The 15780-nt window shown below is 63.7% G+C and carries 11 protein-coding genes; 10 read left to right on the forward strand and 1 reads right to left on the reverse strand.

What is annotated here, in order from left to right; all coding sequences use genetic code 11:
• The first annotated feature begins 8 nt into the window (after positions 1–8).
• The 10 genes from HGB41_RS15410 (at position 9) to HGB41_RS15455 (ending at position 14629) form a co-directional block, all read left to right on the forward strand.
• Positions 9–1058 carry an aldose epimerase family protein gene (locus HGB41_RS15410; protein ID WP_171085962.1) on the forward strand — a complete coding sequence of 350 codons (1050 nt, stop codon included), beginning with the start codon at positions 9–11 and terminating at the stop codon, positions 1056–1058.
• A 4-nt stretch (positions 1059–1062) separates the two neighbouring features.
• On the forward strand, positions 1063–1941 hold the full coding sequence (locus HGB41_RS15415; RefSeq protein ID WP_171085964.1) for an SMP-30/gluconolactonase/LRE family protein: 879 nt from the start codon (positions 1063–1065) through the stop codon (positions 1939–1941).
• A 268-nt stretch (positions 1942–2209) separates the two neighbouring features.
• Positions 2210–3952: an IlvD/Edd family dehydratase gene (locus tag HGB41_RS15420; RefSeq protein WP_171085966.1), complete on the forward strand. Its 1743-nt coding sequence runs from the start codon at positions 2210–2212 to the stop codon at positions 3950–3952.
• A gap of 140 nt (positions 3953–4092) precedes the next feature.
• Positions 4093–5085 carry an AraD1 family protein gene (araD1, locus tag HGB41_RS15425; RefSeq protein WP_171085968.1) on the forward strand — a complete coding sequence of 331 codons (993 nt, stop codon included), beginning with the start codon at positions 4093–4095 and terminating at the stop codon, positions 5083–5085.
• Positions 5082–6653 (forward strand): aldehyde dehydrogenase (NADP(+)), encoded by a 1572-nt coding sequence (locus HGB41_RS15430; protein WP_171085970.1) that lies wholly within the window; start codon positions 5082–5084, stop codon positions 6651–6653. The genes araD1 and HGB41_RS15430 overlap by 4 nt, the downstream gene beginning before the upstream one ends.
• Positions 6654–6687: 34 nt before the next feature.
• Positions 6688–7455, forward strand: coding sequence for an SDR family NAD(P)-dependent oxidoreductase (locus HGB41_RS15435; RefSeq protein ID WP_171085971.1), 768 nt, complete (start codon positions 6688–6690; stop codon positions 7453–7455).
• Positions 7456–7638: 183 nt separating this feature from the next.
• The gene (locus HGB41_RS15440; RefSeq protein ID WP_171085979.1) at positions 7639–9558 is read left to right on the forward strand and encodes a glycoside hydrolase family 97 protein; all 1920 of its coding nucleotides are present in this window, start codon (positions 7639–7641) and stop codon (positions 9556–9558) included.
• Positions 9559–9583: 25 nt separating this feature from the next.
• A complete protein-coding gene (locus HGB41_RS15445) occupies positions 9584–11131 on the forward strand; it encodes an alpha-N-arabinofuranosidase (RefSeq protein WP_171085981.1) in 1548 nt (515 codons plus the stop codon).
• A gap of 139 nt (positions 11132–11270) precedes the next feature.
• Positions 11271–12287 (forward strand): arabinan endo-1,5-alpha-L-arabinosidase, encoded by a 1017-nt coding sequence (locus HGB41_RS15450; RefSeq protein WP_171085983.1) that lies wholly within the window; start codon positions 11271–11273, stop codon positions 12285–12287.
• Positions 12284–14629: a glycoside hydrolase family 127 protein gene (locus HGB41_RS15455; RefSeq protein ID WP_171085985.1), complete on the forward strand. Its 2346-nt coding sequence runs from the start codon at positions 12284–12286 to the stop codon at positions 14627–14629. Before HGB41_RS15450 ends, HGB41_RS15455 begins: the two co-directional genes overlap by 4 nt.
• Here the strand turns inward: HGB41_RS15455 and HGB41_RS15460 are convergent.
• Positions 14626–15567 carry a restriction endonuclease gene (locus HGB41_RS15460; RefSeq protein WP_171085987.1) on the reverse strand — a complete coding sequence of 314 codons (942 nt, stop codon included), beginning with the start codon at positions 15565–15567 and terminating at the stop codon, positions 14626–14628. The genes HGB41_RS15455 and HGB41_RS15460 overlap by 4 nt on opposite strands.
• Positions 15568–15780: the final 213 nt, after the last annotated feature.

The following is a 15780-nucleotide window of genomic DNA, read 5'->3' on the forward strand; positions in this document are numbered from 1 at the left end:
AACACAACGTGCAAACACGGATCACGCAAGCGCCGTTCGGCCAACTGCCGAATGGCGAGACCATCACCCAGTTCACGCTTACCAATGCGAACGGCCTGGTGGCGAAGATCATCGATTTCGGCGGCATCATCACCGAGCTGCATGCTCCCGGCCGCGACGGCAAAATGGCCGACATCGTCCTGGGCTTCGAAACGATCGAGCCTTACCTGGCCGACAGCCCGTATTTCGGCGCCCTGATCGGGCGCTACGGCAACCGCATCGCCAATGGCAGGTTCACGCTCGACGGCCAGGAGTTCACCCTGCCGGCGAATAACGGCAGCAACCACCTGCATGGCGGCGCCCCCGGATTCGACAAGGTCAAGTGGATTGCCATTGTCGACGAAGACAGCCTGCAGCTGGCCTATCGCAGCGTAGACGGCGAACAGGGCTATCCGGGCAACCTGGATGCCACCGTCATCTACACGCTCACCGACGACAACGAGCTGATCGTCCGCTTCCATGCCGTCACCGACAAGGCCACGCCGGTCAACCTGACCCAGCACAGCTATTTCAATCTGGCAGGCGAGGACGACATCCTCGACCACGTCCTGAGCATCGACGCCGACGCCTTTGTCGCCATCGACGCCGAATCGATCCCGCTGGGGGCGCTGGCGCCGGTCACCGGCACGCCCTTCGATTTTCGCACCCCGCGCCCGATCGGCGAACGCATCGAGCAGCCGGACAAGCAGCTGCGCCACGGCCTGGGCTACGACCATAACTTCGTTCTCAACAAACCGGACGGCAAGGCGATGACGCGTGCCGCCCACGTCTGCGAGCCGGAATCGGGCAGGGTGCTCGAGCTGTTCACCGAAGAACCCGGCGTGCAGTTCTACAGCGGGAACTTCCTCGACGGCTCGCTGAAAGGAAAAGGCCGCAGCTACCAGCACCGCAGCGGCTTCTGCCTGGAACCGCAGCACTTCCCGGATTCGCCTAACCAGCCGCAATTCCCGAACACCATCCTGCGCCCGGGCGAGGTGTACCAGACCGAATCGCGCTTCCGCTTCTCGGTGGTGCGGTAACTATATGGATCTGTTCATCGATGGGGGGCACGAGCTGGGTGAATGCGTGCTGTGGTGCGAGCGCACGGGGCGGCTGCTGTGGACCGACATCCCGGCCTCCACGCTGTGGGCGCATTCGCCTTCGACCGGCAAGACCACTAGCTGGCCGATGCCCGAGCGCCTGTGCTCCTTCGCCCTGACCGGCAGCGACGACCGCCTGCTGCTGGGGCTCGCCTCCGGCCTGGCCTTCTTCACCTTCTCGACCGGCGCCATCAAGCGCATCGTCGACGTCGAAGCGGACATTCCGTCGACCCGCTTGAACGACGGGCGCTGCGACCGCCAGGGGCGTTTCGTGTTCGGCATGTTCAACCAGGACGAGAATCCGAAATCGGCGGTGGGCAGCTTTTATCGCTTGAACCTCGACCTGACTTTGGAGCGCCTACCGCTCGGGAATGTGGCGATTGCCAACAGCATCTGCTTCAGTCCCGACGGGCGCCGCATGTATTTTGCCGATTCGATGACGAAGGAAATCCGCGTCTGCGATTACAACCCGTGCAGCGGGGAGATCGGCGCATCGCGCGTGTTCATCGCAGCCGATGCCGCGCCGGGGGAGCCGGATGGGTCGTGCATCGATGCGGAGGGCTACCTGTGGTCGACGCGCTGGGGGGCCGGGCAGGTGATGTGCTTCGCGCCGGATGGGCGGCTCGATCGCGTGCTGGAGGTGGATGCGCCGCAGCCGAGTTGTCCGGCGTTTGGCGGGCCTGACATGTCGACGCTTTACGTCACCTCCGCGCATCTTGGGATGACCGCCAACGATCGTGCAGCGGCGCCCTTGTCGGGCGCCTTGTTTAGCCAGGCACTCGACGTACGCGGCCTGCCAGAGTCGCGCTTCCTGCATTCGTAGGGTGGGCGGCTTCGCCGCCCACGCGTTCAACCCACGTGTCAAAGGCCCGCGCGTCATTTCATACGTAATTTGAACGCGCGGGTGTTCGTAATTCCGGGCATTGCCCGGAATTACCCCGCCCACCCTACGATACTAAAATCGATATCACTATCGCGAAATAATTGATTGGAAAGTTATCTGACAGCATTCTAGACTTCCTCATCGCTGAACAACACGACATGAGAGGGGGCACACAGCCTCCCGTGGCGGAGATAACGAGGAGGTTTTGATGTCCGAGACGAAGAAAAAAACCGAGCTGCGCTCGGCCGCGTGGTTCGGGACCCAGGACAAGAACGGCTTCATGTACCGGAGCTGGATGAAGAACCAGGGCATTCCCGACCATGAATTCCAGGGCAAGCCGATCATCGGCATCTGCAACACCTGGTCCGAACTGACCCCCTGCAACGCCCACTTCCGCAAGATCGCCGAACACGTCAAGCGCGGCATCTTCGAGGCTGGCGGCTTCCCGGTCGAATTCCCGGTGTTCTCGAGCGGCGAATCGAACCTGCGCCCGACCGCCATGCTGACCCGGAACCTGGCCAGCATGGACGTCGAAGAATCCATCCGCGGCAACCCGATGGACGCCGTCGTGCTGCTGGTCGGCTGCGACAAGACCACCCCGGCCCTGCTGATGGGCGCGGCCAGCGTCGACCTGCCGACCATCGTCGTCACGGGCGGCCCGATGCTCAACGGTAAACTGAACGGCAAGGACATCGGTTCCGGCACCGCCGTCTGGCAGCTGCACGAGCAGGCCAAGGCCGGCCAGATCTCGATGCACGATTTCCTCTCCGCCGAAGCAGGCCACTCGCGCTCGGCCGGCACCTGCAACACGATGGGCACCGCATCGACCATGGCCTGCATGGCCGAGTCGCTGGGCACCTCGCTGCCGCACAATGCCGCGATTCCGGCGGTTGACGCGCGCCGCTACGTGCTGGCCCACATGTCGGGCATCCGCATCGTCGAGATGGTGCACGAAGACCTGAAGCTATCGAAGATCCTCAAGCGCGAGAATTTCGAGAACGCGATCCGCGTGAACGCCGCCATCGGTGGTTCGACCAATGCCGTGATCCACCTGAAGGCGATCGCCGGCCGCATGGGCGTGCCGCTCGAGCTCGAGGACTGGACCACCATCGGCAAGGGCACCCCGACCATCGTCGACCTGCTCCCGTCGGGTAAATACCTGATGGAAGAGTTCTATTACGCCGGTGGCCTGCCGGGCGTGATCCGCCGCATGGGCGAGGGCGGCCTGCTGGCTCACAAGGACGCGCTGACCGTCAACGGCAACACGCTCTGGGACAACTGCAAGGACGCGCCGATTTATAACGACGAAGTGATCCGCCAGCTCGATACCCCGCTGATCGAGGACGGCGGCATCCGCATCCTGCGTGGCAACCTGGCGCCGCGCGGCGCCGTGCTCAAGCCATCGGCCGCATCGCCACACCTGATGCAGCACCGCGGCAAGGCAGTCGTGTTCGAAGACTTCGACCACTACAAGACCCGCATCCTCGACCCGGACCTGGACGTCGATGCGAACTCGATCCTGGTGATGAAGAACTGCGGCCCGAAAGGCTACCCGGGCATGGCCGAAGTCGGCAACATGGGCCTGCCGCCGAAGCTGCTGGCCCAGGGCATCACCGACATGGTCCGCATCTCGGACGCCCGCATGAGCGGCACCGCCTACGGCACCGTCGTGCTGCACGTGGCGCCGGAAGCGATGGCCGGCGGCCCGCTGGGCATCGTCAAGGACGGCGACTGGATCGTGCTCGATTGCGCGGGCGGCGGGTTGAACCTGGAGTTGTCGGACGAAGAGATCCAGGCGCGGCTGGCGGATCGGGCGGAGAACAACAAGCCGGTGCAGCATAGTGGTTACCAGCGGCTGTATCTTGACCACGTTCTGCAGGCGGATGAGGGGTGTGATTTCGATTTCCTCGTGGGGTGCCGTGGGTCGGCTGTTCCCAAGCATTCGCATTGATTCAAGCGTGCGTTGACCGCGTGGGCGGCGAAGCCGCACACCCTACGTAGGGTGGGCGGGTCCCCCGCCTGCGCGTTCAACCGCACTCCGAACACCCGCACCGCCATTTCGACCACCATAATAATTGGGAGACCCGGGCCATGCTGCTCGTACAATTCACCACCGAATCGCAAGAACGCCGCATCGGCATCCTGCACGACAAGCTCGTGCGCGTCATCGACGGCTACGCCACCACGTTTGAGCTGGCCCGCGCGGCCATCGCCGCCGGCACTGGCCTGGCCCAACTTGCCGACAGCGCCGCCGGCACCGACCACTACAAGTACGAGGCCCTGTTCGAGGCAGGCCGCATCCTGCCGCCGCTCGACCACCCGGACGCCGCCCACTGCTACGTCAGCGGCACCGGCCTGACCCACCTGGGCAGCGCCGACACCCGCGACGCCATGCACAAGAAGATCGGCGGCGACGTCGACACCCTGAGCGACTCCATGAAGATGTTCCGCATGGGCGTCGAAGGCGGCAAACCGGAATCGGGCAATGCCGGCGTCCAGCCGGAATGGTTCTACAAGGGCGACGGCTCGATCGTGCGCGCCACCGGCCAGGACCTCGACATGCCCGACTTCTCGCTCGACGGCGGCGAAGAGCCGGAAATCGCCGGCCTCTACCTGATCGGCGAAGACGGCCAGCCTTACCGTCTCGGCTACGCCATTGGCAACGAGTTCTCGGACCACGTCACCGAACGCCAGAACTACCTGTTCCTGGCCCACTCCAAGCTGCGCAACTGCGGCCTCGGCCCGGCGCTGCTGGTGGGAGAGCTCCCGAGCCACGTGTCGGGCACCTCGCGCATTCTCAGGAAGGATGGCCAGGTGCGCTGGGAGAAGGCCTTCGTGAGCGGCGAGCAGAACATGTCGCACACCATCGAAAACCTCGAGCACCACCATTTCAAGTACGGCCTGTTCAAGCGCCCCGGCGACGTCCATATCCACTTCTTCGGCACTGCCACGCTGAGCTTCGCCGACAGTATTCAAGTGGAAGCGGGCGAGAGCTTCGAAGTCGAGTCGCCGCAGTTCGGCCCGGCCCTGCGCAACCGCCTGGCGGTCCATGCAACCCAATTTGCGAAAGTGAAGACCTTATGACCATTACCGGTGAAGCCATCATTGGCGGCGTGCAGGAACGCGGCGCCGCAGGTTCGTTCAAGGCCTGGGACCCGACCAAGCGCGACTATCTCGAGCCATCCTTCCACATGGTCGATGCAGGCCAGATCGACCGCGCCTGCCTGCTTGCCGGCGAAGCCTTCGATATCTTCCGCGCTACCACCGACCAGCAGCGCGCCACCTTCCTCGATACCGTGGCCGAGCAGATCCTGGCCATCGGCGACGAGCTGATCGAACGCGGCATGGCGGAATCCGGCCTGCCGCGCGTGCGCCTGGAAGGCGAACGTGGCCGCACCGTTGGCCAGCTTCGCATGTTCGCCGAGCTGCTGCGCGAAGGTTCGTGGGTCGATGCGCGCATGGACACCGCGCTGCCGGAACGCACCCCGCCGCGGCCAAGCCTGCGCTATCGCCTGATCGGCGTCGGTCCGGTTGCCGTGTTTGCCGCATCGAACTTCCCGCTGGCCTTCTCGGTGGCTGGTGGCGATACCGCGTCAAGCTTCGCGGCCGGCTGCCCGGTGGTCCTGAAAGCCCACTCGGCCCACCCGGGCACCTCGGAACTGGTCGCGCGCGCCGTGACCCGTGCCGTGCAGCTGTGCGAACTGCCGGCCGGCGTATTCGCTCTGCTGACCGGTACCGGCAACGGCATCGGCCAGGCGCTGGTCGGCCATCCGGCCATCCAGGCGGTGGGCTTTACCGGCTCGCGTTCGGGCGGCACCGCGCTGATGGCCGTGGCCGCGGCGCGCAAGCAGCCGATTCCCGTCTACGCCGAGATGAGCAGCATTAACCCGCTGTTCATCATGCCGAATGCGCTGGCCGCCCGCGCTACTGAAATCGGCAAGGGTTTCGCTGCCTCGCTGACCATGGGCGTGGGCCAGTTCTGCACCAATCCCGGCCTCGTGCTTGCGGTTGACGGCCCAGGGCTGGACGAGTTCTGCGCCGCCGCCACCGAAGCGTTATCAAGCACGCAGGCCGCCGTGATGCTGAACCAGGGCATCGCCGACAGCTACCGCAAGAGCGTGCACGCGTTGCATACGCACGAAGCGATCACCACGCTGGCGCGCGTCGAACATGACGAAGGCAAGGGCGGCGCAGCGCTGTTCCGTACCAGCGCCGAGCACTTCCTGTCGCGCCACGAGCTGCACGCCGAAGTCTTCGGCCCGGCGTCGGTGCTGGTGGTTTGCCAGAGCACCGACCAGCTGCGCGAAGTATCGGAACTGCTGGAAGGCCAGCTGACCGCAACGCTGCAGATCGACGAAGGCGATCACGACGCTGCCAAGACGCTGCTGCCAGTCCTGGAACGCAAGGTCGGCCGCATCCTGGCCAATGGTTTCCCGACCGGGGTCGAAGTCTCGACCGCCATGGTCCACGGCGGCCCGTTCCCGGCCACGGCCGACGGCCGCAGCACCTCGGTGGGCACGGGTGCTATTCAACGCTTCCTGCGCCCGGTCTGCTACCAGAACCTGCCCGAAGCGCTGCTGCCCGAGCCGCTCCGCAACGGGAATCCTCTTGGCATCTGGCGCCGCAAAGACGGTGCATTGACCAAAGAGTAAGCCGGTATCACAATAAGAACAGATGGAGACGGGTATGAAACAGATGGCAAGCTACCCCAGCCTGCAGGGCAAGCGGGTATTCGTGACGGGCGGCGGGACCGGCATCGGCGAAGCGATCGTGCAAGCGTTCGTGGAGCAGGGCGCGGTCGTGGCCTTCGTCGATATCGCAAAGGAAGCCAGCGAAACGCTGTGCGCACGCTTGGCCAACGCTGGTCACAGTGCGCCGGTGTTCCGCTATTGCGACATCACCGATATCCCTGCGCTGCAGCGCACGATGGCCGAGCTGGCGCAGCAGCTGGGCGACTTCGATGTGCTGGTCAATAACGCGGCCAACGACCAGCGCCACGATATCGAGAAGGTCTCGCTCGACTACTGGAACGAGCGCATCGCCATCAACCAGCGCCCGATGTTCTTCACCGCGCAGGCAGTCCTGCCGGGCATGAAGAAAAAGGGCGGCGGCTCCATCATCAACTTCTCCTCCATGTCCTGGCATGCCAAGGGCGCCGGTTATCCGGTCTACGCCACTACCAAGGCGGCCGTGATCGGCCTCACCCGCAGCCTGGCGCGCGACTTGGGGCCCTTCGGCGTACGGGTCAACACCGTGACTCCGGGCTGGGTCATGACCCAGCGCCAGATCGACCTGTGGGTGGACGCCGAAGCCGAAGCCGAGATCAAGAAGGCCCAGTGCCTGCCGGGCAAGCTCATGCCGGACGATATCGCCGCGATGGTGCTGTTCCTCGGTGCCGACGACAGCAGGATGTGCACGGCGCAGGATTTCGTCGTCGACGCTGGCTGGACGTGATGTGTAGCGGCTGAGTGCCGCCGCATCAACAGCTGCGCCGTACACGCCGCGCGCGCCGCTGACACCGTGTTAGCCACCACCCTAAAAACCGTCATCCCGGCGCAGGCCGGGACCCAATTCCGTCGCTACTCAGCGAATTTGGGTTCCGGCCTGCGCCGGAACGACGGGTTATCGGAGTCTGCCATGACCGTTGTGATTCGTACGATGCTGGCGCTCGTCGCCGCATGCACCACCCAGGCCCACTCCGCCGCCCTGACCAGCCCCGACGGCCACATCTCGGTTTCCGTGAGCACCGCCCCCTCCGGCGCGCTCACCTACGCCATTGCCCGCGACGGCAAACCCGTCATCCTCCCATCGCCGCTCGGCCTCACGCTGCAAGGAGCCGACCTGACAACGAAGCTGTCGATCGCCTCGACTTCGCCCGTCAAGCCAATCCGCGAAAGCTACGAACTTGCCACCGGCAAGAAACGCAAGATCACCTACGCCGCCAACGAGCAGCTCTATACCGTCCGCAACGCGCAGGGCCAGTCGATGGACGTCGCCTTCCGCGCCTCGAACGACGGCGTCGCCTTCCGCTACCTCGTGCGCGACGCATCGCTGCCGCACAAGAAATTCATGGCCGAAGCCACTGCCTTCAGCTTCGACAAGTCCGCGAAGGCCTGGCTGCAACCCATGTCGGTTGCCCAGACCGGCTGGATGAACACCAACCCCGCCTACGAAGAGCACTACCAGCGCGAGATCGCGGTCGGCACCAGGGCGCCTACTGCCGCCGGTTGGGTCTTCCCGGCGTTATTCCGCAGCGGCGACACCTGGGTAGCCCTGACCGAAGCGAACATGGACGGCAGCTTCCACGCCTCCCGCCTGGAGGCGGAATCGCCGAACGGCCGCTACAAACTGGGCACACCCGCTGCACCGGAAGTGTTCACCGGCGGCGCGCTTCTGGCGCAAGCCAAGGGCGACCTGGTCACGCCATGGCGCGTCATCGCCCTCGGTTCGCTGCGCACCATCGTCGAATCGACCCTCGGCACCGACCTGGCCGCACCCGCCATCGCCTTCGATAAAGCCAAGATCCAGCCCGGCCACGCCTCGTGGAGCTGGGCGCTGCTGAAGGACGACGGCACCGTCTTCGACATCCAGAAGAAATTCGTCGACCATGCCGCCGACATGCACTGGGACTACACCCTGGTCGATGCCGACTGGGACCGCAAGATCGGCGATGCCAAGATGCGCGAGCTGGTGGCGTACGGCGTCAAGAAGAAGGTCGGCATCCTGGTCTGGTACAACTCGTCCGGCGAGTGGAACAAGACCGAGTACAGCCCGAAGGGTGCGATCCTGGATCGCCAACAGCGCGTCAAGGAGTTCGCGAAACTGCGCGACATGGGCATCAAGGGCGTCAAGATCGACTTCTTCGCCGGCGACGGCCAGTCGATGATCGCCTATTACGTCGACATCCTGAATGATGCGGCCAAGGCCGGCCTGTCGGTGAACTTCCACGGCGCCACGCTGCCGCGCGGCTGGTCGCGTACCTATCCGAACCTGATGACCGCCGAAGCGGTGCGCGGCTTCGAGTTCACCACCTTCTTCCAGGCCGACCAGGAAGCCGTGGCCCGCCATGCCGCGATGCTGCCGTTCGCGCGCAACCTGTTCGACCCGATGGACTTCACTCCGGTGGCCTTCCACGACATCCCGACCATCAAGCGCAAGACCCGCAACGGTTTCGAGCTGGCCCAGTCGGTATTGTTCCTGTCGGGGATCCAGCACTTCGCCGAAACGCCGGAAGGCATGGCCACCGTGCCGGCTTATGTGAAAGGCTTCCTGCAGGAGCTGCCGCGCAGCTGGGACGAGACGCGTTTTGTGGACGGCTACCCGGGTCGCCATGTCGTCATCGCACGCAGGGCAGGGCAGGCCTGGTACGTCGCCGGCATCAATGCCGACGATGCGGACAAGCCGCTCGAACTGGACCTGCCGTTCATCAAGGCCAGCGGCGGCACCCTCATCACCGACGGCAAGGGCGAGCGCGAATTCAGCCAGGCGACGCTCAAGGGCGGCAAGCACAAGATCAGTATCAAGGCGCACGGCGGCTTTGTCGCCGTTTTCAAATAATTTCAAATAAAACCAGGAGACAGCAGTGAAAGCAATCAAGCCCACTATCCTCGCACTGAGCATGCTCGCCGCATCGGCATCTGGCTTTGCGCAGGTGAGCGTCACCATCGACGCCTCCAAGTCCGGCCCGGTCATCAACAAGAACGTCTATGGCCAGTTCGCCGAACACCTCGGCACCGGCATCTACGAAGGCCTGTGGGTCGGCCAAGATTCGAAGATCCCGAACACCCGTGGCTGGCGCAACGACGTGGTCGGTGCGCTGAAGGACCTGAAGGTGCCGCTGGTGCGCTGGCCGGGCGGCTGTTTCGCCGACGAATACCACTGGCGCGACGGCATCGGCGCGCGCAACAAACGCCCGGTGAAGGTCAACACCCACTGGGGCGGCGTGGCAGAAGTTAACGCGGTCGGCACTCACGAGTTCTTCGACCTGGTCGACATCCTGGGCACCGAAGCCTACATCAACGGCAACCTCGGCTCCGGCACCCCGCAGGAGATGGCCGAGTGGCTCGAGTACATGACCTCGGATACCAAGAGTTCGCTGGCCGAGCAGCGCCGCAAGAACGGCCGCAAGGAGCCATACAAGGTGGCCTATTTCGGCATCGGCAACGAAGCCTGGGGCTGCGGCGGCAACATGAAGCCGGAATACTACGCCCACCTGTACAACCACTACGCCACCTTCCTGAAGACCCCGCCGAACGCGCGCCCGAAGATGGTCGCCAGCGGCGGCAACGACGCCGACACCAAGTGGACCGAAGTGCTGAGCAAGGAAGCCGCGCGCGGCACCGACGGCATCAGCTTCCACTACTACACGCTGCCGACCGGCGTGTGGGAGAAGAAGGGGGCCGCCACCGGCTTCGAGGAAAACGAATGGTTCTCGACCCTGCAGCAGACCCTGCGCATGGACGGCTTCATCAAGAACAACGTCGCCATCCTCGACAAGAACGACCCGGAAAAGAAGATCGGGTTCTATGTCGACGAATGGGGCACCTGGTACGACGTGGAGCCAGGCACCAACCCGGGCTTCCTGTTCCAGCGTAACACCCTGCGCGACGCGGTCGTGGCGGCCCTGAACTTCAACATCTTCCATGCGCACGCCGAGCGGGTGCGGATGACGAACATCGCGCAGATGGTCAACGTGCTGCAGGCGATGATCATCACCGACAAGGACAAGATGCTGCTGACGCCGACCTACCACGCATACAAGATGTATGTGCCGTTCCAGGATGCGACTTCGCTGCCGACCGCCGTTAACAACGACGTCAGCTATTCGGCGAACAACAAGAGCATCCCGGGCATCAGTGCTTCGGCGGCCAAGGGCAAGGACGGCAAGGTGTACGTCGCGCTGGTGAACACCAATCCGCGCCAGGCCAGCGATGTGGTCGTGGATTTGAAGGGGCAGAACGTGACCGGCGCATCGGGACAGGTGCTGACCTCCGACGCGATGGACGCGCATAACACCTTCGACAAGCCGCAGGCGATTAAGCCGGTGTCGTACAGCGCCAAGGCTGCGAATGGCAAGCTGACCTTGAAGGTGCCGGCGAAATCCGTCGTCGTCGTTGCCGTCGAGGTGTAATGTAGGGTGGGCGGCTTCGCCGCCCGCGCGTTCAAATCACGTTTGGGTACCACGCGCATGGTTCAACACGCATGCCATGTTTGAACGCGCGGGCGGGAGACCCGCCCACCCTACGAAAAACACATTTCTGGATACTGCGATGTCTTTACTCTCCCGTTTATCCGCCGGTGCGCTGGCGCTGGCCGTTGCGCTCCCCACCTTCGCCGCCCAGGTCAGCGTCCACGACCCGGTCATGGCCGAGGAAGGCATTAAATACTACCTCTTCAGCACCGGCCCAGGCATCACCTTCTACAGCTCGACCGACATGAAGTCGTGGAAGCCAGAAGGCCGCGTCTTCGCAGGCGAGCCTTCGTGGGCGAAGAAAGCCGCACCAACCTTCAACGACCACATCTGGGCGCCGGACATCTACCACCACCAGGGCAAGTACTACCTGTACTACTCCGTCTCGGGCTTCGGCAAGAACACCTCCGGCATCGGCGTGACCACCAACGCCACCCTCGACCCGCGCGCCCCCAACTACAAATGGGAAGACCAGGGCATGGTGCTGCAATCGGTACCGGGCCGCGACCTGTGGAATGCCATCGACTCGCACGTCATCGACGACGAGAAGGGCACGCCCTGGATGTCCTTCGGTTCGTTCTGGGGCGGCCTGAAGCTGGTGAAGCTCGACGCCAGCCGCACCCGGCTGGCCGAACCACAGGAATGGCACACGATCGCCCGCCGCGACCGTCCGGCCTACGTGCCCGACGAAGAAGCCGGCCCGGCGCAGATCGAAGCGCCCTTCATCATGAAGAAGAACGACTGGTACTACCTGTTCGCGTCCTGGGACCTGTGCTGCAAGGCCAAGGACAGCACCTACAAGGTGGTGGTCGGCCGCGCAAAATCCGTGACCGGTCCCTACCTCGACCGCAATGGCATGGACATGGCCAAGGGCGGCGGCTCGCTCGTCATCCAGGGCACGGACGCTTGGCGTGCCCTGGGCCACAACAGCGCCTATACCTTCGACGGCAAGGACTACATGGTGCTGCACGCCTACGAGACCGCCGACAAGTACAAGCAGAAGCTGAAAGTGCTGGACATGAAATGGGACAAGGACGGCTGGCCATTAGTAGATGCCGCTGACCTGAACCGCTACCAGAGCACTCACGTCCGATGAAAACCCGACTCGCCGCGCTGGTGCTGCTCGTCGCTGGCGCATGCGCGCAGGCGGCCGAGCTCTTCCCCCTGGCCGATGTTCGCCTCAAGCCCGGCCCCTTCCTGGATGCCCAGACCACCGACCTGAATTACATGATGGCGATGGAGCCGGACCGGCTTCTGGCACCCTTCCTGCGCGAGGCAGGCCTGGCCCCGCGCCAGCCGAGCTACGGCAACTGGGAATCGACGGGACTGGACGGCCACATGGGCGGCCACTACCTGTCGGCGCTGGCGCTCATGTACGCCTCGACCGGCGATGCCGAAACCCTGCGCCGCCTGAACTACTTCGTGGCGGAGCTCAAGCGCGCGCAGGCGGCGAACGGCGAGGGCTACCTCGGCGGCATTCCCGGCGGACGCCAGGCCTGGCGCGATGTTGCGGCCGGTAGGCTGGAAGCGGACAACTTCTCGGTGAACGGCAAGTGGGTCCCCTGGTACAACCTGCACAAGGTCTATGCCGGCCTGCGCGACGCGTATAAATACGCCGGCAACGAGGACGCGCGCGCGATGCTCATCTCCTTGAGCGACTGGGCGCTGCGCTTGAGCGCACGCCTGAGCCCCGAGCAGATGGAACAGATGCTGCGTAGCGAGCATGGCGGCATGAACGAGATCTTCGCCGACGTGGCGCAGATGACGGGCGACCGCAAATACCTCGACCTGGCGCTGCGCTTCTCGCACCAGGCCGTGCTGCAACCCCTGGCGAAAAGGCAGGACAAGCTCACCGGCCTGCACGCGAACACCCAGATCCCGAAGGTGATCGGTTTCCAGCGCATCGCCGGGATGACGGGCCGTCAGGATATGGGCGATGCCGCGAAATTCTTCTGGCAGACGGTGGTCGACCGCCGCACGGTGGCCATCGGCGGCAACAGCGTCAAGGAGCACTTCCACGACGAGAAGGACTTCGGCCCGATGATCAACGAGGTCGAGGGGCCGGAGACCTGCAACACCTACAACATGATCAAACTGACGCAGATGCTGTTCGAGTCGGAACAGAAGGGCAGCTATGGCGACTACGTCGAGCGCGCGCTGTACAACCACATCCTGTCCTCGCAACGGCCGGGCGGCGGCTTCGTCTACTTCACGCCGATGCGCCCGAACCACTACCGCGTGTACTCGCAGGTGGACAAGGGCATGTGGTGCTGCGTCGGCTCGGGCATCGAGAGCCATGCGAAGTACGGTGAGTTCATCTATGCGCACGAGGGCGATGCGCTGTTCGTCAACCTGTTCATTCCCTCGACGTTGCACTGGCGCGAGAAGGGCGTGCGTATCACGCAGGGGACGCGCTTCCCGGACCAGGGCGGCACGCGCTTGACGGTCGATGCGCCGGCCAGGTTCACGATGAAGATCCGTTATCCGAGCTGGGTGGCGGCCGGGAAGCTCGTGGTGAAGGTCAATGGCAAGGCCGTGAAGGTGTATGCCCGGCCCGGCGGCTACGTCTCTATTACGCGCGCATGGAGCAAGGGCGATGCCATCGATATCCAGTTGCCGATGACGACGCGCCTGGAGCAGATGCCGGACAAGTCGAACTATTACGCCGTCCTGCACGGTCCGATCGTACTAGCGGCAAAGACGCGCATGTTCGGCGACGAGAAGCTGAACTTCCTTGCCGACGAGTCGCGCATGGGGCATATCGCGCAGGGGCAGGTATGCCCGCTCGAGGCGGCGCCGATGTTGGTCAGCGATTCGATCGATTTCCTGCGCCGGTTCAAACCAGTGAAGGGCAAGTCCTTGACCTTCGCAGCACCCCGCCTGGTACGCGGTGCCGCCGGGTCAGCTACCGAGTTCGTGCCGTTCTTCCGCCTGCACGATTCGCGCTACACGATGTACTGGCAGCATTCGACGCCGGCCAACTTCGAGCGCATGCGGGCGGAGAACGCTGCACGCGAAGCTGAACGTCTTGCCCTGGATGCCCGCACCATCGACGAGGTGGCGCCGGGCGAGCAGCAGCCGGAGTCGGATCACTTCTTCAAGGGCGAGGGTAGCGAGGCGGGTGTCAATAGCGGCCGCCACTGGCGCCATGCGAGCAAGTGGTTCAGCTACGAGCTGAATGACCCGAAAGGGGAGGCGAAGCTGCTGCGGCTGACGTTTGCCAAGGCCGACGCCGGGAGGCGATTCGATGTCGAGGTCAACGGATTGCTGGTTGCAGAAATCACGCTGGCCACCGATGTAGCCCAGGACTTCTATATCGTCGATTACCCTTTGCCTGCGTCCGTCACAGCATCCACGCCTCGCAAGCTGTCCATTCGCTTCGTGGCCAAACAGGGCTCGGTAGCAGGGGGGCTATACGGACTGCGCCTGCTTCGCTAAGTGGCTGGTGACGGCGTACGCATTTGCATTACGGTCTTGCAGCGGGGGTAGTGGGCGCAGCCCCAGAACGGTCCACGTTTGCTGTCGCGCTTGACCATCTTGATGCCGCAGGACGCGCATGACGGCGTGCGGTAATCGCCATCGAATGCGAATGCAAGCAGTGCCAGTTGCTTTTCCGGGGGCAGGTCGAGTATTTTTTGGGTAAGCGAGGCGCCGTCGAGCAGCTGAATCGGACTCGCCCCGCCAAACGTGATGGCATCTTGGGTATAGCTACCGGTGGTGATGAAGATGCCCCGCGCGACCTTCTCGTGCACCATCACGCCCAGCAGTTCACGGATCTCCTTGACCCCGACCTGCTGTGTGTTCCACGCCTTGCACTGGACAACCGCCAACGGCCTGGACGGGTCGATCTTGAACAGCTTGACATCGATCCCGCCATCCGGACCGGCGGCGAGGGTCTCGCTCCTGAAGCCCATAGCCTCGTAGTACCGGGCGCACAGCAGTTCGAAGCGCTTCCATTCCATCTGCCGTAATGCGTCCAATGACCACGAACCAAGCGCAGGCTGAAGTTCGGGTTCGGAGGATTCAGCCGCTACTGCCGGCGTCACTGCGCGCGTCTGTTCCGCAACATCGGCTGTTGCACGTTCAGGTGCCGGTAGTTGCCGCTTGCCGGCAGGCGCTTTGGCCATGCCCGGATTCCTGCCTTGGATCTTCGCGCGGATGGCGCTCGCAAGCGCAAGGAAGCCGAATGCGCACAGGGCAATCCAGGAGGCCGGATCGAAGGTGGTTTCCAGCGCCGCCATAAGTGGGCTAGTGGACAGAAGAGCGGGCAGGATCCAGCGAATCCCGACGAAGCTCGTTACCGCGATGATGGCGCTGACTTGCCAAGGCAGTGCGATCAAGTCCTTGGCACCTGCGTTCTTCTTACGACGACCCATGATTTCTCGATCTTGTATTGCGGAAACTAATCATGGCTGTCGTGGCTACATACGTCGCTTACAACATGTTCAAGCTCTGGTTTTTTATGCGGTAAGAATAAATAGTGTCACCTCGATCCAATATCCGATCCGAACTAGGATTGATATCTATTTTGGTATCTGAACCGTCAGAAATTTGATTGGATCAGCATCGCACTTTGTCCTAGGATTGTG

The organism is Telluria aromaticivorans (assembly GCF_013003915.1).
Classification (GTDB): domain Bacteria; phylum Pseudomonadota; class Gammaproteobacteria; order Burkholderiales; family Burkholderiaceae_D; genus Telluria; species Telluria aromaticivorans.

What these genes read in the sequence shown, in the direction of transcription:
- HGB41_RS15415 (WP_171085964.1), top strand. Translation starts at nt 1,063, where the DNA reads ATGGATCTGTTCATCGATGGGGGGCACGAGCTGGGTGAATGCGTGCTG.
- HGB41_RS15420 (WP_171085966.1), top strand. Translation starts at nt 2,210, where the DNA reads ATGTCCGAGACGAAGAAAAAAACCGAGCTGCGCTCGGCCGCGTGGTTC.
- araD1 (WP_171085968.1), top strand. Translation starts at nt 4,093, where the DNA reads ATGCTGCTCGTACAATTCACCACCGAATCGCAAGAACGCCGCATCGGC.
- HGB41_RS15430 (WP_171085970.1), top strand. Translation starts at nt 5,082, where the DNA reads ATGACCATTACCGGTGAAGCCATCATTGGCGGCGTGCAGGAACGCGGC.
- HGB41_RS15435 (WP_171085971.1), top strand. Translation starts at nt 6,688, where the DNA reads ATGAAACAGATGGCAAGCTACCCCAGCCTGCAGGGCAAGCGGGTATTC.
- HGB41_RS15440 (WP_171085979.1), top strand. Translation starts at nt 7,639, where the DNA reads ATGACCGTTGTGATTCGTACGATGCTGGCGCTCGTCGCCGCATGCACC.
- HGB41_RS15450 (WP_171085983.1), top strand. Translation starts at nt 11,271, where the DNA reads ATGTCTTTACTCTCCCGTTTATCCGCCGGTGCGCTGGCGCTGGCCGTT.
- HGB41_RS15455 (WP_171085985.1), top strand. Translation starts at nt 12,284, where the DNA reads ATGAAAACCCGACTCGCCGCGCTGGTGCTGCTCGTCGCTGGCGCATGC.
- HGB41_RS15460 (WP_171085987.1), bottom strand. Translation starts at nt 15,567, where the DNA reads ATGGGTCGTCGTAAGAAGAACGCAGGTGCCAAGGACTTGATCGCACTG.